General features: G+C 39.9%; 18 protein-coding genes and 1 pseudogene. 9 read left to right on the top strand and 10 right to left on the bottom strand.

Translation table 11 applies throughout. From position 1 onward, the window contains the following. Positions 1–76 precede the first annotated feature (76 nt). On the bottom strand, positions 77–1327 hold the full coding sequence (locus tag PL8927_RS23055; RefSeq protein WP_083625801.1) for a glycosyltransferase: 1251 nt from the start codon (positions 1325–1327) through the stop codon (positions 77–79). 224 nt (positions 1328–1551) lie between these two features. On the opposite strand from PL8927_RS23055, the gene PL8927_RS23060 reads away from it, so the two are divergent. Both PL8927_RS23060 and PL8927_RS23065 read left to right on the top strand, forming a co-directional pair. Further along, positions 1552–2391, top strand: coding sequence for a sulfotransferase family protein (locus tag PL8927_RS23060; protein WP_083625802.1), 840 nt, complete (start codon positions 1552–1554; stop codon positions 2389–2391). Positions 2392–2462: 71 nt separating this feature from the next. Continuing rightward, entirely contained in the window at positions 2463–3665 is a 1203-nt protein-coding gene (locus tag PL8927_RS23065; RefSeq protein ID WP_083625803.1) for an FtsW/RodA/SpoVE family cell cycle protein, read from the top strand. Positions 3666–3782: 117 nt separating this feature from the next. Here PL8927_RS23065 and PL8927_RS23070 read toward each other — a convergent pair whose 3' ends face one another. The 3 genes from PL8927_RS23070 to PL8927_RS23080 all read right to left on the bottom strand — a co-directional run bounded on the left by PL8927_RS23070 (position 3783) and on the right by PL8927_RS23080 (position 6606). After that, positions 3783–4685: a S66 peptidase family protein gene (locus PL8927_RS23070; RefSeq protein WP_083625864.1), complete on the bottom strand. Its 903-nt coding sequence runs from the start codon at positions 4683–4685 to the stop codon at positions 3783–3785. 43 nt (positions 4686–4728) lie between these two features. Beyond that, positions 4729–5796 (bottom strand): glycosyltransferase family 4 protein, encoded by a 1068-nt coding sequence (locus PL8927_RS23075; protein WP_083625804.1) that lies wholly within the window; start codon positions 5794–5796, stop codon positions 4729–4731. A 150-nt stretch (positions 5797–5946) separates the two neighbouring features. Then, positions 5947–6606 carry a glycoside hydrolase family 108 protein gene (locus PL8927_RS23080; protein WP_083625805.1) on the bottom strand — a complete coding sequence of 220 codons (660 nt, stop codon included), beginning with the start codon at positions 6604–6606 and terminating at the stop codon, positions 5947–5949. Between the two features lie 395 nt (positions 6607–7001). On the opposite strand from PL8927_RS23080, the gene PL8927_RS23085 reads away from it, so the two are divergent. After that, positions 7002–7217: a transposase family protein gene (locus tag PL8927_RS23085; RefSeq protein ID WP_083625806.1), complete on the top strand. Its 216-nt coding sequence runs from the start codon at positions 7002–7004 to the stop codon at positions 7215–7217. Continuing rightward, complete coding sequence (locus tag PL8927_RS23090) at positions 7213–7575, top strand: ISAs1 family transposase (protein ID WP_156093298.1); 363 nt, start codon at positions 7213–7215, stop codon at positions 7573–7575. The genes PL8927_RS23085 and PL8927_RS23090 overlap by 5 nt, the downstream gene beginning before the upstream one ends. A 332-nt stretch (positions 7576–7907) precedes the next feature. Here the strand turns inward: PL8927_RS23090 and PL8927_RS23095 are convergent. Then, a pseudogene (locus tag PL8927_RS23095) lies at positions 7908–8381 on the bottom strand (protein kinase domain-containing protein); the annotation flags it as partial. Between the two features lie 446 nt (positions 8382–8827). After that, positions 8828–9286 (bottom strand): DIP1984 family protein, encoded by a 459-nt coding sequence (locus tag PL8927_RS23100; RefSeq protein WP_083625809.1) that lies wholly within the window; start codon positions 9284–9286, stop codon positions 8828–8830. 188 nt (positions 9287–9474) lie between these two features. Here PL8927_RS23100 and xdhA point away from each other — a divergent pair, with 188 nt between their 5' ends. From xdhA to PL8927_RS23115, 3 genes are all read left to right on the top strand, one after another. Continuing rightward, positions 9475–10905 carry a xanthine dehydrogenase small subunit gene (xdhA, locus tag PL8927_RS23105; protein WP_083625810.1) on the top strand — a complete coding sequence of 477 codons (1431 nt, stop codon included), beginning with the start codon at positions 9475–9477 and terminating at the stop codon, positions 10903–10905. Positions 10906–11006: 101 nt separating this feature from the next. After that, positions 11007–13334 (top strand): xanthine dehydrogenase molybdopterin binding subunit, encoded by a 2328-nt coding sequence (gene xdhB / locus PL8927_RS23110; protein ID WP_083625811.1) that lies wholly within the window; start codon positions 11007–11009, stop codon positions 13332–13334. Between the two features lie 60 nt (positions 13335–13394). Further along, on the top strand, positions 13395–14348 hold the full coding sequence (locus PL8927_RS23115) for an XdhC family protein (RefSeq protein WP_083625812.1): 954 nt from the start codon (positions 13395–13397) through the stop codon (positions 14346–14348). Between the two features lie 83 nt (positions 14349–14431). Here PL8927_RS23115 and PL8927_RS23120 read toward each other — a convergent pair whose 3' ends face one another. From PL8927_RS23120 to PL8927_RS23140, 4 genes are all read right to left on the bottom strand, one after another. Next, a complete protein-coding gene (locus PL8927_RS23120) occupies positions 14432–15163 on the bottom strand; it encodes a glutathione peroxidase (RefSeq protein ID WP_083625813.1) in 732 nt (243 codons plus the stop codon). 309 nt (positions 15164–15472) lie between these two features. Next, positions 15473–17041: an NAD(P)H-quinone oxidoreductase subunit N gene (locus PL8927_RS23130; protein ID WP_083625814.1), complete on the bottom strand. Its 1569-nt coding sequence runs from the start codon at positions 17039–17041 to the stop codon at positions 15473–15475. Positions 17042–17315: 274 nt separating this feature from the next. After that, the gene (locus PL8927_RS28655; protein WP_083625815.1) at positions 17316–18953 is read right to left on the bottom strand and encodes a peptidoglycan DD-metalloendopeptidase family protein; all 1638 of its coding nucleotides are present in this window, start codon (positions 18951–18953) and stop codon (positions 17316–17318) included. A gap of 32 nt (positions 18954–18985) precedes the next feature. Further along, the gene (locus PL8927_RS23140) at positions 18986–19750 is read right to left on the bottom strand and encodes a biotin--[acetyl-CoA-carboxylase] ligase (protein ID WP_083625865.1); all 765 of its coding nucleotides are present in this window, start codon (positions 19748–19750) and stop codon (positions 18986–18988) included. 579 nt (positions 19751–20329) lie between these two features. Between PL8927_RS23140 and pgeF the strand changes: the two genes are divergently transcribed. Continuing rightward, entirely contained in the window at positions 20330–21118 is a 789-nt protein-coding gene (pgeF, locus tag PL8927_RS23145; protein ID WP_083625816.1) for a peptidoglycan editing factor PgeF, read from the top strand. Positions 21119–21537: 419 nt separating this feature from the next. Then, positions 21538–22146, top strand: coding sequence for a CPP1-like family protein (locus PL8927_RS23150; RefSeq protein ID WP_083625817.1), 609 nt, complete (start codon positions 21538–21540; stop codon positions 22144–22146). The last annotated feature ends 29 nt before the right edge of the window (positions 22147–22175 follow it).

Below are 22175 nucleotides of genomic sequence, written 5' to 3' on the forward strand. Positions count from 1 at the left end.
ATTAATTAGATTAACTGAGGTGGGCTAGACCCACCTTTTTCACTTTTGAGAATTTCTGTTAAACATCAACAGGATCTTAATTTTTTGCAGGTTGACTCAGAAGTTGAGTATAAAGATCGCTTAATTTTAAGGCGACACCTTGCCAACTAAATTGAGTTTCTACTTGTTTTCTTCCGGCTTCTCCAAGTTGTTTTGCCCAGTCAGGATCAGATAAAATTCGATCAATAGCTTCAGTAAAAGCTAGATCATCTTTGGGCGGACATAATAAGCCGGTTACTTCAGGAATTACAGTGAATTTTAATCCTCCTACATTAGCAGCAATTACGGGAGTATAACTAGCCATAGATTCAATAGCGACTAAACCAAAGGGTTCATAATGACTCGGAATCACACAAACATCCGCCGCTCGATAATATAAAGGCAGGTCTTCGTCTAATATTCGGCCTGTAAATTGGGTAATAGGATTTAACCCTAATTCATAGACAATTTTCTCAATGCGATCGCGTTCTAATCCATCACTACAACCCGGACGAGAGCCCCCGCCAATAATTAATTTTAACTCAGGAGAATGACGAAATTTAGAATCAGCGATCGCTCGAACTAAAGTTTCAATCCCTTTTCTAGGATCAAATCGACCAATATAAAATACAATTTTTTCCTGGGGATTTAACCCCAACTTTTCTCTAGCCTCTGCCTTAGAAATTCGACCCAATTGATCAATATTAGTCCCACAGGGAATAATATCAATTTTTCCAATTGGCGAAACTAATTCTCTTAAAAACTGTTGTTCTTGAGGACTGGTAGCAACAACTCGTTCTGCGGTTTCTAAACAGAGTTTATCAACATTTAATCGAGTTTGAGCAATTTTAGGAATATCAGAAACGGCTTGATATTTAATAATTCCTAACGAATGATAGGTATGGACTTGTCGCAAAAGTTGACGTTTTTTTAATTCCAATCCCACCCAACCCGATAACCAATAATTGGTATGAATTAACTCATATTGTATCCCGGTTTCTGCTTGAAATTGTTGGAATTTTTCCACAAACTCCACTAAATAGGGAAACCCTTGATCTCTAGGAACAAATTCTTCTGGGCCAGCAATTAACCGAATTGTGCGACAATTAGGGCTATGGTGAACAATCAGGGGTTGATCAGGATGACTTCTGCGAGTGAACATATCCACTGGCCATCCCAAATCGGCTAAGGCTTTCCCCACCTGACGGACATAAACATTTTGTCCTCCGGCTTCCTCCTGTCCGATGGCAATGTCGGGATCGCCATGAATCGAGATTAATGCTATAGGTGTTTGGCGTTGAAATGTCATAGGGAGGAAATTAGACTTACATCAAGATGGAGAAGGGGTTACAACCCCCATTACACCAAAGCGGGGGGAATTTTTAGGGGAATAGAGATAAAAAAAACGGCGAGTTCTGCCGCTGAACTGAAAAAATCAGTCAAAATCCCTATATCATTTTATCACAAACTGTGCTGTCCAATAACAATAAGCCTAACTAATCATAAAATAGATTAAATTTTGATTGACCAACAATGACTTATTTTTTTATTGGGGGTTGTCCTCGTTCAGGAACAACGCTAGTCCAAAGTATTTTATGTTCTGATCCGGCTACCAATCCTTTAATTGGTGAAGTCGGATATCTTTATCATTTAGTTGAAGCTTATCATTCAGCAAAACTTGATTTTGAAAGCCAAGGACGCTATTTTTTCAATGACTTCATTGACTTAAAACAATTCAGTACCTCCTTAGTTCAATCTTTTTTAAATCAACTTCAAAAGCACTATACTGATGCCACTGATCTCGTACTTAAACACCCCGTTCTGAGTCGGTTTTTCCCCGATGTTTATGAATTATTAGAAGAAAATGTTAAATTTATTGTTGTTATTCGTGATCCACGAGATACAATTTCTTCACTGATTCAAGTGGGAGAACGAATGAAGCAACAAGGCAATAAACGCCATTTAACCTCCTTATTTACTCAAAGAAATATGGCTGAATATCTCAAATTTTATCAATCGATTTATGCGCCAGCCTGGAATTTTAAATCTGATGATTTTCAAAGCAAAACCTGTTATATTAAATATGAATATCTGGTTTGTGATCCCAATTCTGCCTTACAAGATCTAAGAAATTTCACAGGACTAAATCTAACCCCATCGGATGTTGAGAAAGTTTGGAAGCGGAATTTAGTAGAACATTCCCAACTCCAAGATGCTGCCCAACCCTTTTACTCCGACCTCTATGGTCAACCCATTTCCCAGACCCGAATTCAAAAATATCAGCAGGTACTCAATGCGGATGAAATTGACTTTATTGAACATCAAGGATTAGAAATATTTAAACTTTTTGGATATCCCCTCTCTTTTGATTAAATCCTATACTAAACTTGGTATACTAGAGAATCATATTTTCTCCTGCTCCCGTTTACGGTTGTATTTTTTGGATGAACTTAAGACAAATTTTCCCCTTTTTTACACCCCCTGTGACTCATTGGTCAACGGAAGCTCGATGGTTACACTGGATAACGTTTCTCTGGTTATTTGTGGGTTTAATTGTCATGTTCTCGGCTTCCTATCCCATTGCTTATGCAGAACAGGGAGATGGATTATATTATTTTAAACGTCAATTAATTTGGACAGTCGTAGGATTAGTCGGATTTAGTTTTATTGTTCAATCTTCACTAAAATTTTGGTTAAAAATTGCCCAATGGGGGGTTTTAATTATTCTAGGATTATTATTTCTCACCTTAGTTCCAGGGTTAGGAACAACGATTAATGGCGCAACGCGCTGGATTTCTATCGGGCCAATTCCCATTCAGCCTTCAGAATTAATGAAGCCTTTTTTAGTCTTACAAAGTGCACGTTTTTTTGGCAATTGGTATCGTTTAAATTTGCAAATTCGGTTTATTTGGTTGGGAATTTTTACAACCATATTGTTATCTATTTTATTGCAACCCAACTTAAGTACCACTGCTCTCTGTGGCATGACTCTTTGGTTAGTCGCGTTAGCCGCAGGACTGCCTTTTTCTTATTTAGGAGGAACCGCTTTAGGAGGGATACTTTTAGCCACCTTAAGTATTACGATTAAAGAATATCAAAGACGAAGAATTTTATCCTTTTTAAATCCTTGGTCTGATCCGATGGGAGATGGATATCAGTTAGTGCAAAGTCTTTTAGCAGTGGGTTCGGGGGGTTTTTGGGGAACGGGGTTAGGATTATCTCACCAAAAATTATATTATTTACCTATTCAATACAGTGATTTTATTTTCTCGGTTTATGCAGAAGAATTTGGCTTTATTGGAGGGATATTATTATTATTATTATTAACGATTTATGGAACTCTAGCTCTACGAGTCGCCCTCAACGCACGACAAATTGAACATCAATTAGTTGCTATTGGGGTGATGGTCGTCATGGTAGGACAATCTCTATTAAATATTGGGGTAGCAACGGGTGCTTTACCCACCACAGGTTTACCTTTACCCTTATTTAGTTATGGGGGAAGTTCAATGATTGCCAGTTTAGCTTTAGCTGGGTTATTAATTCGAGTAGCCAGAGAAGAAAATCAAGCGGAGGTGATTTCTTTAGGAGATCATCGTTCAAATCAAAATCGAAATCGTAGAACTGAGCGATCGCCCAAGCGTTAAACAATTCTATCGATTTCAGTTAAGAACAGGGGATAAAACCTAAACCAGGGTTGAGCGAAACAGAGGACTGAGACTGAATCGCAATTGTAATCATAAATGTTGAAGTGTGTCACATTCCTATTCAGAAAAACTTAAAATTCCCTGTTTTCCATCGAGATGAACAACCCTTCCAACGGGTAAAATCGCATTAGATCCCTCATGACCAAAGGGCAAATTAGACACAATAGGAATTCCTAAATCTCCTAAGCGATCGCGTAACACTTCTTCTAGGGTAAAACTGTTAGAATTCCCTTCCGCTTCACACCGACTAAATCGTCCTAATGCAATTCCTCGAACCCCTTTGAATGCACCCACCATGCGCCAGTGGGTTAACATTCGATCTAAACGATAGGGTTCTTCATTAACATCTTCTAAGGCGATTATAGAATCCGTTAAATCAGGCTGATAAGCTGTTCCTAATAAATGAGTTGCAACGGTTAAATTAGCAGGAAATAATCGACCCAAAACAGAACCTCCGCCCCAACCTTCCCCTTGTAATTCTTCAAAAAACCCCGTTTCTATTCCATCAAATAACCGTTGAATTGACCAATCTGGTTCACTGGCTAAGGTGGTTACAACCGGGCCGTGGATGCCGATAATTTGCGGGGAATTAGAAAAAGCCCATAATAATCCAGTAATATCAGAAAATCCGATTAAAAATTTAGGAACTGGAGAAATTTGAGCGATATTTTTCCACTTCCAACCTTCTAATAATCGAGTTGATCCAAACCCTCCTCTGGCGCATAAAATCCCGCGACAAGTTTCATCTGTTAGCGCTTCTATTAATTGTTGTCGTCGGTTTTCATCGCTTCCCGCTAGATATCCATTAACTTGATCAAAACCCGATGTGAATTCAAGATTATAACCGTGCGATCGCCAAATTTTAACCCCAGCTTCAAACCGCTCCCATTCTCTTAATGCTCCACTGGGTGCGATAACTCTTAATTTATCCCCTGGTTTTAATCCTTGAAAATTGATCATCATTGATTCGCTTTTTGTGAAGATAATAGCCCTGAAGGGCTTACTACGAAATAACTTGAAAGAACCATTGTTCAATGCGATCGCCTAAAGCCTCTAAAGAATATTCCCTTTCCGCCTGTTGACGACACGCTAAACGGTCAATTTGATCGATCTTTTGAATCGCATTCACTAACTGATTAATATTATCAGGTTCCACTAACCAACCTGTTACCCCATCTCGAATAATTTCTGTCGGCCCTCCTCGACGATAGGAAATCACCGGAACACCACAAGCTAAAGCTTCAATAGCCACATTTCCAAAGGCTTCTATCCAGCGATGAGTCATCACTAAAGCCCGACATTGACGCAACTGTTCTTGAAGTTTATCCGTTGATAAAAAGCCTAAATATTCAATAGGAGCTTGGGAATTATTTTGAATAATTTTTTGCCAGTAGTCTTGATCTTGAATTTTACCCATAATCAATAATGGAATTCCCGTTCTAGCTGAAGCAATAACAGCATCTTCTAACCCTTTTTCTGGGGAAATTCTACCCACCCAAGCCAATTGATTTTTCGGTTGTTTACAGAAATGATATTCAGATAATTTAAGGGCACTACTTAAACAAAAATAACCTCCTTTCAAACCAAAAGTTTCCGCTTGAGTTTGCGTATAAAAAGCAATAGAACCCGGACACTGTTTGATCGTATTTTGAACAGCCTGATCCATCACATCAGTTAAAGAACTCATACTGACTAAATGGATTAATTTACCTTTAAAAAAAGGGGTTAAAAATAAAGGCAACCAATCATAAGCAAAATTGACAATAATATCATATTGATCAGCAACTTTTATAGCATAATTCCATAGATTTGTCAAGACAGAATTATTCGATAAAATTACTGGATCATCACGGTTTTGGGTTTGGGCTAAGGTTTGTAATATCCCCGGAATTTCTACTATTGAAAAAGATTCTAATTCCGAGGTTTCAGGAGCAACAATTGTAATTTTATAACCTCTTTGTCGCAAAATCGTTGCAATATTCAATACTGTTAATTCTACACCTCCTCCTAACCCAGATCCCAAAGGCCCAACGGGAGTAGATACTAATAATAATTTTAAAGGTTTGTTCATGAATTTGAGCAAAAACAGGAGAAATATAGCAGGGAATAGGGAATGAGTTTCAGAATTTTGTAGAGACGAGCCATGGCGCGTCTCTACAACTGTAAAGCGATCACATTTTTTTGTTTAAAATAACAAACCTTTTGTCTATTAACTCTCAAATTATTGTTTTTTGAGCAAATCAACCGCTTCTTGTAATAACCGGATAGCCTGTTCTATTTTAGTCAATATTTCTGCTTGGCTAACAGGTTTGGGTGTTGGTGTTGGTGTTGGTTTGGGTGTAGTTACACCTCCTAATTCATTGACATACCGCAATAAATCTTGATCTCGTCGTAACCATCCATCTAAGAAAATATCTTGACTGGGGTTAGATTTTACCCGTTGATAACGATAGTCAATTCGACCTTGACAATAGCGTTGGGCGGTTTGTAAATTATTAGCTTTTTCTAAAGCGATTTTTGATTTCGGGCCGAAATTTCCATCAACGGTTAACCCGCCAATGGCTTCTTGTAAAAATTCCAAACTACCTTTAACACTAAAATTAACAGCCGTATCAAAATGCGCTACTGCTAAGGGTAACACCATCGAATCTGCTAAACAAGGTTTCCAAAATTGTTCATAATAAACCTCTTCTACTTCCGGTTGGGTAATTTGTAAGACCGACTTAGAAGCTAATTTTTTCCGCAGCAAATAGGTATCATAGGTGGGTTGAGAAATACCATAATTCACTGTCCCCGCTAAATCTCTGGGGTCGCCAACGCCAGCTTCCCATTTTAAGGTAAATTTTAACGCAGTTTTAAAGGCTTCAGGATATTCAGGCATAGTTTTAGTTTAGGGTGAAGTTAGATATTGATAAACCGTGTTGAAATCAATTTCTGGCTGAGACGGAAAATTTAGCGTCTCCACTCAGGATTTAGCTATTAATTTAACCTGTTTTAACAGATTTATGCTTTGAGCCGCAAATTGATTTCACGGCTCAATTCTACTGAACTCAACAACAAATGGTAGGGGCGGGGTAACCCCAATTAGTGTCAACTTAACGCTAGAAGTAGGCGCTCAAACCCGAATTCAGGCGCTATCTGATTCCCAGTCAATGATCCCCCCTAACCCCCCTTAACAAGCAGGGCTGTTTCAAAGTCGGGGGGAAAAGAGTAAAGAAAGAGCGATCGCTACCTGATAAAATCAAGAGCGGTCGCTTATTTTTGTAAAAAATAAAGATGCTAAAAACTTTAATAGAAAAACTGAAAAAAGTCAAGGATTACCGGAAAGCCCAGGGAACAAGGCATCCGATATGGCTAGTATTATTAATAGTCATTTTGGGGCTAATGTCGAAAAAATTAGGGTACAGAGAACTGGAAAATTTTGCGAAAATCAATCAACAAGAACTGAGTCAAGTTTTAAAAATCAAGCTAGAAAAACTACCATCATATTAGTCAAAGAACAGGATGTGTATTAAACCTGAAAAAGTTGGAGAACAAAAAAGAATCAGAAATCAGCCAAGCCCAAAAGATAGTAAGGGATTGCCAGTTAAAAGGAAAGGTAATAACCTTTGATGCGTTGCACTGTAATCAAAAAACTGCTGCCCTAGTCATTGAGAGCGGGAATGATTATATAATGGCTTTAAAGAAAAATCAAAAAAAGTTATATGAGCAAGTTGAAGCGGTAATAAAATGTGAAAATCCTTTGAGTGTAGATGTGACTCATGAACACAGCCATGGCAGAAAAGTGACTCGAAAAGTTTCAATTTATCAAGTGGATAGCAACTTTTTTCAGCAAGCCCTAAATAAATAGATGTAAGTTCTCTATACGAAAGCTTTAGAGAAGTTTTTGTTATTCACAAATCAGAAAAATTATCCCCTGAGCAAAACTCCAGACAATTCAGTTAGAATTGCTCAGTTTTTTCGCCTCATTCCTAAAAATTGGGGAGTCAATTTGACTCCCCAATTTTTGAAAATGAAACAGCCCTGCGAGAAACCGGGTTTCTGCGTTAACCTTTGCTACTAACAGAAAAATAACTTAAGAAACCCGGTTTCTGACCCCCCAGAGTGTATCCCCCCTAACAGGTAACGATAAATGACCACCACCACCAACACGAAACGCCAAATGGGGGTTCAAAACCCCCCAACCTGTTGTTGATGGATAAACGTTAAAACAGGTAATAAATTATCTAATAATTTAATAATTTTATCTTCTGAAAATGCCCCCGTTTGAGACAATTCTTGGTTTAAGTTTTGTCCTTCAATATATTCTTGAACGAGATATTGACGGTTATCTTGACTAAAATAGGCGAATAATTCAGGAATTTGTTGATGTTTGCCTAACTGTTCTAATTGTATCGCTTCTCGTTTAAATAGTTCCTCAGCTTTTTGTTGATTATTCGTCCCTTGCGCTTGGGGAAAAAACTGTTTAATCACACAATAGGGTTGAGAGGGTTTATCTTCATCAACTGCTTGAAACGTTCTGCCAAACCCCCCTTGTCCTAATATTTTTAACCCTCGATATCGTTCCCGTAACAATAACTTAGATCCACATTTTTGACAAAAATTTGTGGTTTTCGGGTTAGGATGGAGGCAATCAGGGTTAACACATTGACTCATAGTTTAGCCTGGGAATTATGAGATGTTAACTGAATCATAGCAGTAAATCGTTCAGCTTGTACACACCTCCGAGAAACCGGGTTTCTGCCTTAACCTTTGCTATTAACAGAAAGATGGGATAAGAAACCCGGTTTCTGACCCCCACCAGCACCTCCGAGAAACTACAAAAAAAATCAATAAGGTGGGCATAGTCCACCCTACAATTATCGAAAATCTTAACACTAAAAACCCCAAACCCACCCTCACTTCAACAACAGATCAGTACATGGTAATAAGCATTAACATTACCCGTTACTCTTGTAACAATACTGGGCGTAACTTGTTAGGGCGTCGAACCCATTGACATTGCCCCTTGTCACCATAATTCGCGTTCAGGCGAAGTGTTTCCAACTTAACCCAGTGGACGGGTTATACTCGCTTCTGTTGTTTTAGCTACCTGCTAGTGTTCAGTTTTCTATTAAATCAGTTTGCCAATTCAAGGCTTGAATTTGAGCATCCAGTTCTCGATAATTTCTCGATAAATTATCAACTTGTCGCTGAATTGCTGCAATATCAATGGTACTGACAAATCGCACCTCAGAACGACTATATCGATCTTGTCGAATGGCTGCTTCTTCCACTAAATTTGCAGTGGTGTTCCGCTTCAATATTAATACATCTCGTTCTGCTAAGGCATCTGCTAAAGTTTCTCCTTGAAAGGGAGTTGTTGAGTTAGTGCGATTAATTCGTTTAATCAAGATTACCAATTCAGCCGTAACTGATTCTAATTCAGCTAATAAGTCTGCCGGATTTTCCGCAGGTTCTTCCCCTTCCTGCACTTTAACAACTCTCGACAAACGTTGTCTTAATTGGGCTATTTTTTTCTGACAATCCGCTCGTAAAATTAAGGCTTCAGCTAATTTCAAACAACATCACCTCCATCCCGCCTGCAATTTAATATTTTTTATTTCTGATTAATATACTACATAAATAATACATAGTTGTCAAGGGGGATGGAAAAAATTTTTGCTCCAGTCATTTCTGAGAATAGCTTGACAAATCTCTATAATTGTGCAGAGATGGGATTAATAGCAAATCCCAACCTTTAAAGCCTATGCAATATAACACTTTCAGCCTAACAATTAATGGTGAAACGGTTGTGATTCAAGACCTTTCCCCTACCCTGACGTTATTGGAATATTTGCGACGGAGTGGACGGGTCGGGACGAAGGAGGGTTGTGGGGATGGGGACTGTGGAGCTTGTACAGTGGCGGTTGTGGGTCAGGGGGCGGACGGAAAACCCCAATATCTGGCGATGAACAGTTGTTTAATTCCCTTAGCGACGATGGCGGGACGGGAGATGCTCACCGTTGAAGGGGTTGGGAAAGAGACTCTGCACCCAGTACAGGCGGCGATGGTGAGTTTGGGCGGTTCTCAATGTGGCTATTGCACTCCCGGCTTTATTATGAGTTTATTTACTGCGTACTACAACAATCAAGTTGATGATGAATCAATAGAAGGGAATTTATGTCGATGTACGGGTTATTTACCGCTTTGTCGTGTTGCAGAAACTGTTAATCATGCTCATGCTTCTGATCAATTTAGTCAGCGTTTACAACAAATTAATCTACAACTTAATTCTATTCATTATATTACCCCTTGTCAACAGTTTTATCGTCCGCTTCAACTTTCTGAGGTTTTAGAACTTTTACAACAGTATCCTCAAGCTAAATTAGTAGCAGGTGCTACGGATTTAGGCTTAGAAATGAGTCATCATCGTCAAGAATTTCCGATTTTAATTTCTTTAGAATCTGTTACCGAACTTCAAGAACTTAAACAAACTTCAAATGATGTAGAAATTGGGGCGGCAATTTCCTTGAGTTATATTGAAGAACAATTAAAGGGAATATTCCCCAGTTTAGATGAAATGTTATCTCTGTTTGCGGCGCGACAAATTCGCAACCGGGCTACCATTGGAGGTAATATTGCCACAGCGTCTCCCATTGGAGATTTAGCACCTGTTTTATTAGCTTTAGATGCTCAACTACGGTTAGTAAGTTTAGCCGGAGAACGCATTATTTCTATTGCTGATTTTTTTAAAGGCTATCGTCAAACGGAATTGCAACCCCAGGAATTGATTGTTTCTATTATTATTCCTAAAACTATTACTGTTAATGCTATCCGTCGTTTTAGCCAATCTTATAAAGTCGGAAAACGGGGAACTGATGATATTAGTATTGTGTCCGCAGCTTTTACCCTTGATTTAGATACAAATAATACCATTATTCATGCTAGACTCGCCTATGGTGGAGTAGCAGCAATTCCAATTCGAGCGATTAATATTGAAACAATGTTAATCGGAAAACCTTGGAATATAGAGACAATTCAACAGGCAAAATTGATATTAAAAGAAACCTTTAACCCCTTAAGTGATTTAAGAGGAAGTGCAGATTATCGCAAACGATTAGTTGCTAATTTATTTGAGAAATTCTTCATTGAATTTTCTCTTTCCCCTCGTCTCCCCTCGTTTCTAGGTTTTACCTAGAAATACTAAAAGGTGGCTCTGCCACCTGTAGAGGCGGAGCCTCTAATCAAGTATTCCCAGGCGGGAGCCTGGGAACAAGAGTTAAAATTAAGGATAAATATATGAACAATAATTCTAAATCTAAACCTCATGAAAGTGCCGTTGGTCATGTCACTGGAAAAGCGATTTATACCGATGACCAAAGACTCCCAAGTGGAATATTATATTTATGGCCCGTTTTATCTCCCTATGGGAAGGCAAGAATATTAAAAATTGATTATTCAAATCTAAATAATATTCCAGGGGTTGTTACTCTATTAACGGCTGATGATATCCCTGGAATTAATAACACGGGAACAATTAAACATGATGAGGTTTTATTACCCATTGATGAAATTAACTATTGGGGTCAACCTGTGGTTTGGGTCGTTGCAGAAACAGAAATAGCTGCCGAAAATGGGGCAAAAATGATCAAAATTGACTACGAACCCTTAACGCCTATTTTAACCATTCAAGATGCGATTAAAAATAATAGTGTTCACGGCGATAAAAATATTATGCGTCGGGGAAACCCCACAACTGCTTTACAAAAATCTGACTTTATTTTAACAGGAAATATTAAAATTCAAGGTCAAGATCATTTTTATTTAGAAACTCAAGTTACTTGGGTTATTCCTAATGTTGAAGGCAATTATCAAGTCTATTCTTCTACTCAACATCCGAGCGAAACTCAAGCAATTATTTCCGAAGTTTTAGCAATTCCCAGAAATCAAATTGTTGTCACTTGTTTAAGAATGGGAGGCGGGTTTGGAGGGAAAGAAACCCAAGCTAACCCCACCGCAGCTATTGCCGCTTTAGCCGCTCAAAAAACCGGATATCCGACTAGAATTCGACTCAAACGAGATCAAGATATGATTATAACGGGAAAACGACATCCTTTTTTAGGTCAATATCAAGTCGGATTTAACCAAAATGGTCAACTTTTAGCCTTAGATATTGATTTATATTCCGATGGGGGTTGGAGTGCGGATTTATCCTTCCCCATTCTACAACGAGCCATGTTTCATATTGATAATTGTTATTATATTCCTAATTTAGAAGTTCGGGGTCAAGTCGTCAAAACGAATAAAGTTTCTAATACGGCTTTTCGGGGGTTTGGGGGGCCACAAGGAATGGTAATAATAGAAGAAATTATAGATAGAATTGCCCGAAAATTAGGTTTACCTGCTGAAGTTGTTCGAGAACGGAATTTTTATCACGGAGAAGGAGAAACTAATACCACCCATTATGGTCAAGAAATTTTTGATCATCGCATATTTCAAGTTTGGGAAGAAGTTAAAATAAAATCTAATTTTGAACAGCGAAAACTAGAAATTGAACAATTTAATCAAAATCATAATTATCAAAAACGAGGGTTAGCAATCACTCCCGTTAAGTTTGGCATTTCCTTTACTAAAACTGAATATAATCAAGCGGGTGCTTTAATTTTAATCTACCTCGATGGCAGTATTCAACTCAATCATGGCGGGACAGAAATGGGTCAAGGTTTACAAACCAAAATATTACAAGTTGCTTCACAAGCATTAGGAGTTAATATTGAACGATTTAGAATCATGCCTACCAGTACCGATAAAGTTCCTAATACTTCAGCCACGGCGGCTTCTAGTGGTTCAGATTTGAATGGTCAAGCGGTTAAAAATGCCTGTGAAATCTTGAAAAAACGATTAGCAGAAGTCGCTGCAAAATTGTTAAATTTGTATGAACCGGAAGAGTTAGTCTTTGAGGAAGATTGGATTTATTGTAAAAATTACCCAAGTCATAAAATAGCTTTTAATGAAGTGGTTAAACAAGCTTATAATCAACGAGTAAGTTTATCCACAACGGGCTATTATCGGACTCCTAATATTTATTATGATCCGAAAATAGGTAAGGGTAGACCTTTTTATTATTATGCTTACGGGGCGGCTGTGAGTGAAGTCGAAATAGATGGATTTACAGGAACATTTAAACTGCGTCAAGTGGATATTGTTCATGATGTAGGAGAATCCTTAAATCCGTTAATTGATATCGGACAAATACAAGGAGGTTTTGTACAGGGAATGGGATGGTTAACAATGGAAGAATTAGTCTGGGATGAACAAGGAAGATTGAAAACTTTTGCACCTAGTACCTATAAAATTCCAACGATTAAAGAAATCCCTAAAAATTTTAATGTTCATTTATTACAAAAAGCGGCACAGGATGGGGTGATTTATGGGAGTAAAGCCGTAGGAGAACCTCCTTTTATGTTAGCAATATCAGTGCGAGAAGCGATTAAAGAAGCGATCGCAGCCTTTGGTAAAACGGATTCTATTTTCTTAGCCTCTCCAGCCACACCAGAAGCAATTTTAAACGCCATTGAACAGGTACAATTAAAGTCTGTTAACCCCTGGGAACATTTACCTGTTTAGCAGGTTATCCCTCTCGGTTTTCGATCAGATATCCTGTTCATCACTCGCCTTTCTAACTCCATGATTATTCAATTTTATCAACAACTTCTTCAAGTTTTAAAGGAAGGGGATGCGGTAGTTGCAACCGTCACCCGTGTTAGAGGTTCAGTTCCGAGAGAAATCGGTGCAAAAATGATTATTTGTGCCGAGGGTCGAACTTTTGATACCATTGGAGGAGGGTTAGGAGAAGCGCAAGTTATTCAGCAAGCAATAGAAGTTTTAGAAACTGGACAAAAACAATGTGTTGAAATTGATTTATCGGGTACACCTGAACGCGAAACTCAGGGAGTTTGTGGGGGTTTAATGCAGGTTTTATTAGAACGATGGTCTGGGGAAAAAGCGATCGCCCTTACTGACCAAATTTTAAATTATTTGCAAGCTGGAAAATCGATGATCTTAGTGACTTCTTTTGATACAACTTCTCCTTATTTACTGGCTTATGAGCATCCCATTTCCACCTCTGATCAAACGTTTATCGAAACCTTACAACCCCCACCCACTCTATTAATTATTGGGGCGGGTCATATCGGAGAAAAATTAGCTAAAATTGCTGATTTTATGGGTTTTAAAATTGTGATTCAAGATTCTCGTCCTGAACTCACTCAGCCCGAACGATTTCCCCCCAATTCTATCATTTTCAATCAAAGTATTACAACTGTTTTAGAACAATTAACCTGTCATAATAACTTATATATTGCCTTAGTAACACGGGGACATATTTATGATATTGAAGCGTTAAAATGTATTTTAAATTGGAATTTAGCTTATCAATACATTGGGATGATTGGTAGTAAAAAGCGGATAAAATTGGTTTACCAACACTTACAAGAATCTGGTGTTTCTCTGTATCAACTCGAACAAATTCAAGCTCCCATCGGATTAGAAATTGGGGCATTAACTCCCGAAGAAATTGCCATTAGTATTGGTGCAGAATTAATTAAAGTTTACCGAAAACAACCGAAAAATCCGGTTTGATCTCCCCTAACCCTCCTTTTTTAAGGGGATTTAGAGAGATCAAAATAGAAGTTTGAGCCTGAACTTGAGATCAAAAAGAATAATTAGGCTCCCAAATATTGCTCTAAATCTTCAGAACCTCCGATTAATTTCCCATCAATAAAAACTTGAGGAACGGTTGTGGCTCCCGCCACCGCTTGTAACGTTTTAGTTGTAATTCCTTTTCCTAAAACAATCTCCTCAAAATCAATTTCTCGCTCTTTTAATAAAGCTTTGGCACGGGCACAATAGGGACAACCTACTTTGGTAAATAGGGAGACAAAAGAGGATTTAACCGCACTAGGATTAATATATTTGAGCATCGTTTCTGCATCAGAAACTTCAAAAGGATCACCCGGAACATCCGGTTCAATAAACATTTTTTCAATCACGCCATCTTTGACTAACATCGAATAACGCCATGACCGTTTGCCAAATCCTAAATCGGCTTTATCTACTAACATTCCCATCTGTTCAGTAAATTCTCCATTTCCATCAGGAATCAGAGTGATATTTTCAGCTTCTTGATCTTTTGCCCATTCATTCATCACAAAAGCATCATTCACAGAAATACAAATAATCTCATCGACTCCATTTTCTTTAAATACTTTCGCTAAATCGTTATAACCCGGAACATGACTACTAGAACAGGTGGGGGTAAATGCACCTGGTAACTCAAAGACAATTACTGTTTTTCCTGAAAATAAATCATTAGTTGTGACATCAACCCATTCATTATTTTTCCGAGTTCTAAATGTTACTTGAGGAACCCGTTGACCTTCACGATTTTCTAGCATTGGTTATACTCCTTCTATTTAAAGTCAAGTTAAGACTAATCAATACAACAGGATAAAATTAGAGATTAAGTCTAGTCTCTAATTTCTGGCAATACTAACGGCTGTGAGTTCGGCTTCTCGACAGTGTACAGAATTTTCGAGAACCACGATGCTTCCACCGTTTTGTTCTGCCATAAACTCGAATATTTCAAATCCGAATCGACNTCCCGGTTTCCTACTTGATATTACTCGGTTTTTTTACCTCAATTTTGTCAAATGAAACAGCCCTGCCCGCGCGCGGGGGGCAGGAGGGATGGGGATTTAGGAGGACTAATCCCGTTTGGCAATTAAAGGAGAGGTTGTCAGATGAGCAACGGTTTTGGTTTTCACCAATACGTTTTTAAACATCGCAGTATGGGTAATTGCATCACTTGATAAGGTAAATAACGGATTCGATAAAATACCCGATAACGAAGTCGCCACCAATGTTAAGACTAACCCGACTTGTAGAGGGCGCATTCCGGGTAAATTCCATTGAATTGCCGGATAATTTTTTACCACATCAGACATTTCTTGAGGTTCTTTTACCACCATCATTTTCACGACCCGAATGTAGTAATAAATCGAGATCACACTGGTGACTAAACCCAATAAAACTAAGGCGTATAAACCCGCTTGCCAACCTGCCCAAAATAGGTAAATTTTGCCAAAAAATCCGGCTAACGGAGGAATACCGCCCAAGGATAATAGACAAATACTTAAACACAGGGTTAATAGGGGATCTTTTTGATACAATCCGCTATATTCACTAATTTGATCCGTTCCCGTTCTGAGGGAGAATAGAATCACACAAATGAACCCGCCCAAGTTCATAAATAGATAAATCAACAGGTAAAAAACCATGCTGGAATATCCCGCTTCTGTTCCGGCAATTAACCCAATCATCACAAACCCGGCTTGGGCAATGGATGAATAGGCTAACATCCGTTTCATGCTGGTTTGAGCTAGAGCTACCACGTTCCCTAAAATCATACTTAGGAGCGCTAAAGCCATGAACACAAACCGCCATTCATCAGCAACGGAGGGAAAAGCGTTAATCAGTAAACGAATGGCTAGGGCAAATCCGGCGGTTTTGGAACCAACGGACAAAAATGCTACAACGGGAGTCGGTGAACCTTCGTAAACGTCCGGTGTCCATTGGTGAAAAGGAACAGCAGAAATTTTAAAAGAAATTCCAGCAATTACGAAAACTAAGGCAATGATAACGCCTAATGATTCACCATTGGATGTGGCTAAAACGTTGGCAATTTCTGTTAAATTGGTTTTGCCACCCGACAGTCCATATAATAAGGATAAACCATAGAGAAATACGGCAGAACTGGCGGCTCCAATTAATAGATATTTCAACGCGGCTTCATTAGAACGGGGGTCACGTTTGGTATATCCTGTTAATAGATAAGAGGAGATACTTAGGGTTTCCAAAGCAACAAAAATTGTGACTAATTCATTCGCCCCAGATAGGAACATTGCCCCTAATGTTGCGGTTAATAAAATGGCGATAAATTCTGCTAAGGCCGTTCCTGTCTGTTCAACGTAGCGAATAGACATTAAAATTGTCACGGCCGAAGACAGGGCAATAATTCCCCGAAACACGATACTGAGATCATCGCCATTGAAACTGCCTAAAAAGGCGATGGTATTGGTCGTATCCCATTGAGTGTACAACACCCCGATCGAGATGAGTAAACCTGCGATCGCAGCATAAGGCGTCCATTGGGAAGATTGACTCCTCCCGACAATCAAATCACCCACTAACACCACCAGGAGGGTGATAATTACGATCCCCTCTGGCCAAATTATCCCAGCATTCAACTGAGCTACAAGAGTCGAAAAATCCATAGTCTAACCTAAATGGATGATACCGTTTACAATCAATTGGGTCTTGAGATGTATTTTCAACTCCCAATTCCCAATCATTTGACCACTTCTTAACATATATCATCGTGAGATGATTCTGGAAACAGTAGGGGGTAACGACCTGATTACCGAGCAATCGGGGCTAGACAGGAGAATCCCACGCGGTTCACCCGTGGGAGTGTCAACATAAATTTAAGCAGAATAAAGATTGAATATCAAAACAAAATTTGACTCAAAAACCCGGTTTATGATTTCTCTACCCTGGAGTTTTAATATTTTCTGCAAATCCAAAGTTAAGAGTCGGCGGTTCTAAATTAGGAATCATCACATCAATCCCAGGGGGTAGAGGCGGTAATTTGGGAATTCCCGTTTCTGCATCTGTGGTTTTTTCTGCTAATTTAGCAATAAACTCCGATGAGGGAACTTCTGCCACCTTCATCGTATTTAATAATTGAGCCAGCCCCACTTGAATATCATTTCCGGGGTCAATCGCCACCCAACCTTGACTGGTTAACTTCCGTAGTTCAAAGTGTAAATGGGGCCCCGTTGACACCCCCGTACTCCCGACCCGTCCAATCACATCGCCCTGTTTAACGGTTTCTCCCGGTTTCACAAACAGTTCGGATAAGTGACCATAGAGAGTTTCTTGGGATTTTTCCGAGTGATTGAGCACAACGGCCATCCCATAACCCCCTAACCAATCCGCAATGGACACTTGACCCGAATAGGACGCCACAACAGGAGTCCCTTCATCCGCACCTAAATCAATCCCCGTGTGAAAACGGCCATAACCGAGAACGGGATGCTGTCGCCAACCAAACAACGAAGTTATCGGCGCGGGAATACTCAAGGGGAACAGAACGCTAGTATCGCCATTTCCGCGCACAGATGCTGGGCGTTGGGTGCGATTATAATAGGCTAGACCGGAATTGCTCATACTGCTGACCGCAATCGGGCCAACTTGAATCGGACTAAACCCGCTAACGGCCACTTCTCCAGCGTATGACCCGCCATAACCATAATCAACGGGTTCAGGTTGCCAAGAAGAGGTATAACTTTCTTCTGAACTCCCCCCAAAGGCTGGTTCAGAATTGGCAACAAACCCATTAGAGTCAGAGGCGATCGTTCCTGGATTGATTAAGGGGTTAGGAATCGAGTTATTACTATTACCAATATAGGGAGTATTACCAATATAGGGAGTATTGCCAATATAGGGAACTTGATTACCTTCGGCTTGATAGATTTCAGAAGGATAGACAGGGGAGCATAAATCTCCGGCTGCTTGTCCTAACTGTAAAGCCGCTTCACATCCGGTTGAACGTTCTGAAAACACCACCGTCGAGGGAGCTTCATACCCTTCTGTTGCGCCAACTTGGTAATCCGTTGGATCAATATAAGCATTCGCCGGAGAATCTGCTGCGGGGGGGATGTCCGGTAAAACGATTTCTTGTTCAGGTGGTGGAACAATATTCGGAATTTCTGACTCCGAGGGTTCAGGATAATATTCCGTTTCAGGATTATAGGCGGGTTCAGAATAACTGGGCTCAGGTTCTATAAAGTTATCTGTAACAGGTGCAGGGTCGCTATAGTAGGTTTCAGGTTCAACCTGGGGTTCAGGATCAGGAATAATAACAGGATCACTATATTCTGTAGGGGTTTGAGTGGAATAAGCCTCTTCTGGGTCACTGGGTAGGGAAGAATCAACCGCTTCCACAGGTTCACCCTCGACAGGTATCGAAAATTCGTCTGTAGCAATTACACGGCTAGTCAATAGCACCAAACCGGTCAGACAACCTAAACCCAAGAGAGTATACCGTCCTGACCAGGAGTGCAAATGCCCTGGTCGGGTTTTGGGGGATGAATATTTTTTAGGGGGGTAACTGGGTTCCGTCATGTTCCTCACACAACCAATGATGATCTAACAGTTCAACTGTAGCCGACACTTATTGTACCGGGCTTGAGGTCAATTTCTTGAGAAAACCCGATTTCAGTCTTAGGGTACAGACCGACTCGCAGGTTTCCCTGTTCCGAAATTCCTATAATTACACCTTTTTGCTCGGCTATGGAGATCGGTTTCCCCATACAAGTTAATAGTTGGGTATAGTCCGTTAAAACTTTGTTAATATTAGCACTAGATAATTGTTGAATGCCTAAGTCTAATCCCTGCAAGACTAATGCTGCTAAAAATTCTAGGGATTGAATCGGCGGCGGTGTCACAGAATTAGCAAAAAAGGTTTGTAAATTAATCCCGATTTCAGGAACGGGATTACTCCAATTTAAACCAACACCGATCACGGCTTGAGTAATATGATGTTGAGAAATTTTGGTTTCGGTGAGAATTCCCCCCAGTTTGCGCTGATTTAAGATTAAATCATTCGGCCATTTGAGTTGAACTGGACAACCGCGATCGCTTAATATTGTCGCTATACCCCAGGCAGAACATAAGCTTAATTGGGCTTGTTGACTCACGCAAAGATTGAGATCGACAATTTTTGATAAAAATAACCCCCCCTGATTCGACTGCCATTGTCGCCCCCATTGTCCCCGTCCGGCTGTTTGTTGTCCAGCAATCACAACGGTTCCTGAAGGTTCACCTTGTTCTAACAATTCCCAAGCAGTTTGATTCGTAGAAATTAAAGTATCAAAATAATGAATAGTTGGGAGTAGAGACGTTTCCTGGCGCGTCTCCATGAGGGTTTGTAAGGATGATTGTAAACGGGATAAATTTAGGGTCACAACAAATTGTTTAATCTATATAGCAATCCTATTTGAGTTGTGTTGAAAATTCTTGATTAAAAGGGAACAGGGAACAGGGAACAGGGAACAGGGAACAGGGAACAGGGATAATACTTCTGGCTGTTTCATATCAGTTGTGAATTATTACAACCTATTTGGGATTGCTATAGCAATCCTATATGATTTATGAAAAAATTCTGTAGGGGTGGCGTCCCTCCCAACCCTCTTTGCGCCTGGGTTGGGTCTCCCAACCCCTACGATAAAATGTTACAACCTATTTAGGATTGCTATATTCGTAATTCGTAATTCGTAATTCGTAATTCGTAATTCGTAATTCGTAATTCGTAATTCGTAGGGGTTGGGTCTCCCAACCCCTACGATAAAATATTACAACCTATTTAGGACTGCTATAGCAGTTTTTGGTTTTGTCAGCTAGGGGGAATTTTTGCAGGAAACACACTCGTCATCAAGACACTAAGAAATCAGTTAAAATCAAGAAAGTTTTTAGTTGCAACAGTTCCTAATTATAATTTTATGCACACTTGGTACTGGCAAAGTTGGGATGGATTACCGTATTTAACCTGTAGTTTGCTTAAAGATTGGCAACATGGCTTTTTTACTCGTTCCTTTAGTCCTCGAACTCCAACAGATTTAGTCAATGTTTTACAACCTGCAATTCCCGTATATCGAGTTAAACAAGTGCATGGAAATGTAGTGTTAAAAACGGGAACTGTAAATCCTATAGATCATTTAACATCTGAAGAAATACCTTTAATAGAAGCGGATGGTTTATTTGCAGAAAATTCTTCAGAAGCGGTTTGGGTCGCTACGGCTGATTGTGTTCCGGTATTAATTGCGGATGCTCAAACGGGGAAAGTAGCGGCGGTTCATGCGGGATGGCGAGGAACGGCTGCTAAAATTGTTCCTGAAGCGATCGCACATTTCCAAGCGGTCGGTAGTCAACTCGAAGATCTGCGAGTAGCATTAGGCCCAGCTATTTCAGGACAAGTTTATCAAGTGTCCTTAGATGTCGCCACACAGTTAGCCCAAAGCTTGATTTCTAACACTGAAACCGAAACATCAACAGAGATATTAGAACAAATTTATCAACTGCCAAATTCCCCGTTATTTCCTGATTCTGAACCTAACAAAGTCCGTTTAGATGTGCGTCGCTTCAATAGTTTACAACTCGAACAATTAGGCATTATACCCGACCAAGTAGCGATCGCACCCTATTGTACCTATCAAGACCCCAACGCCTTTTTCTCCTACCGTCGAGACAACTTGAAAAAAGTTCAATGGTCAGGAATTGTTAGTAATTAGGGTGTTAACTGTTGACTGTTGACTGTTGACGGGCGAGGAGACCCAAAGCGTGTCAACTTAAGCCGAAAACCCGTGATTACAGCCGAGATTAGATCCCCCTAAATCCCCCTTAAAAAGGGGGACTTTGATCTCCTGTTCCCCCGCTTGTTAAGGGGGGTTAGGGGGGATCATTGACTGGGAATCAGATAGCGCGTGAATTCGGGTTTGAGCGCCTACTTTTAGCCTTAAGTTGACACTCCTTGGAGGAGGGACACAAGCCCCTACTTCCCCTGTCTCCCCCGCTCTCCTACTCCCCTTGTCCACTAGCAAATCAGTGGTTAATATTAGAGATATGAGGGGAAGTCTCTGAACAGAGCAACGCTTTGGATAGAGATTGAGTTAAGCTTACAGTTAATAAAACGGTGTAAATATAAAGTCCGATGAGCGAGCAAAGTCCCTATGAACAGCTTGGGGTTACCGTTGATGCTTCCTTTGATGAAATTCAGGAAGCCCGGGATCGCCTAAAACAACAATATAGTGGTGAGCGTAAGCTGCTGGAATCGATTGAAGCAGCTTATGATGCCATTTTGATGGATCGGCTAAAACTGCGGCAAGAGGGCAAAATTAAAGTCCCGGAAAGGATTCGTTTTCCTGAACGAGCGACCCCAACCCCCCCGCCTGGTGTTCAACCTCCAGTCAACCAAAAGCCCAATTGGTTACAACAACTGCTGGATACTCCCAGCCGTGCTGATCTTTTGTGGCCATCGGGAATCTATGCGACGTTAGGGGGTTTAAGTCTATATCCGGGTTCACCGGAATCCATTTTAACCCTGACTCTCGCCTTGGGAGTTGGCTCTTGCTTGTATTTTCTAAACCGGAAAGAAAATAAATTTGGTCGAGCCGTTTTACTCACGGTGGTGGGTTTAATTACGGGATTATTGTTAGGGAGTTTACTAAGTCCAATTGCTGGAACAGCTTTTGCTGTTGAACGGTTTATTTCTTTAATCACTTTTACTGTTTTGTGGATCGTGAGTTGCTTTCTACGTTAATTCAAACGAGGTTAAATTCTGATCAAATC

Origin of the sequence: Planktothrix serta PCC 8927 (assembly GCF_900010725.2) — a bacterium.
In the GTDB taxonomy this organism is placed as follows: Bacteria; Cyanobacteriota; Cyanobacteriia; order Cyanobacteriales; family Microcoleaceae; genus Planktothrix; species Planktothrix serta.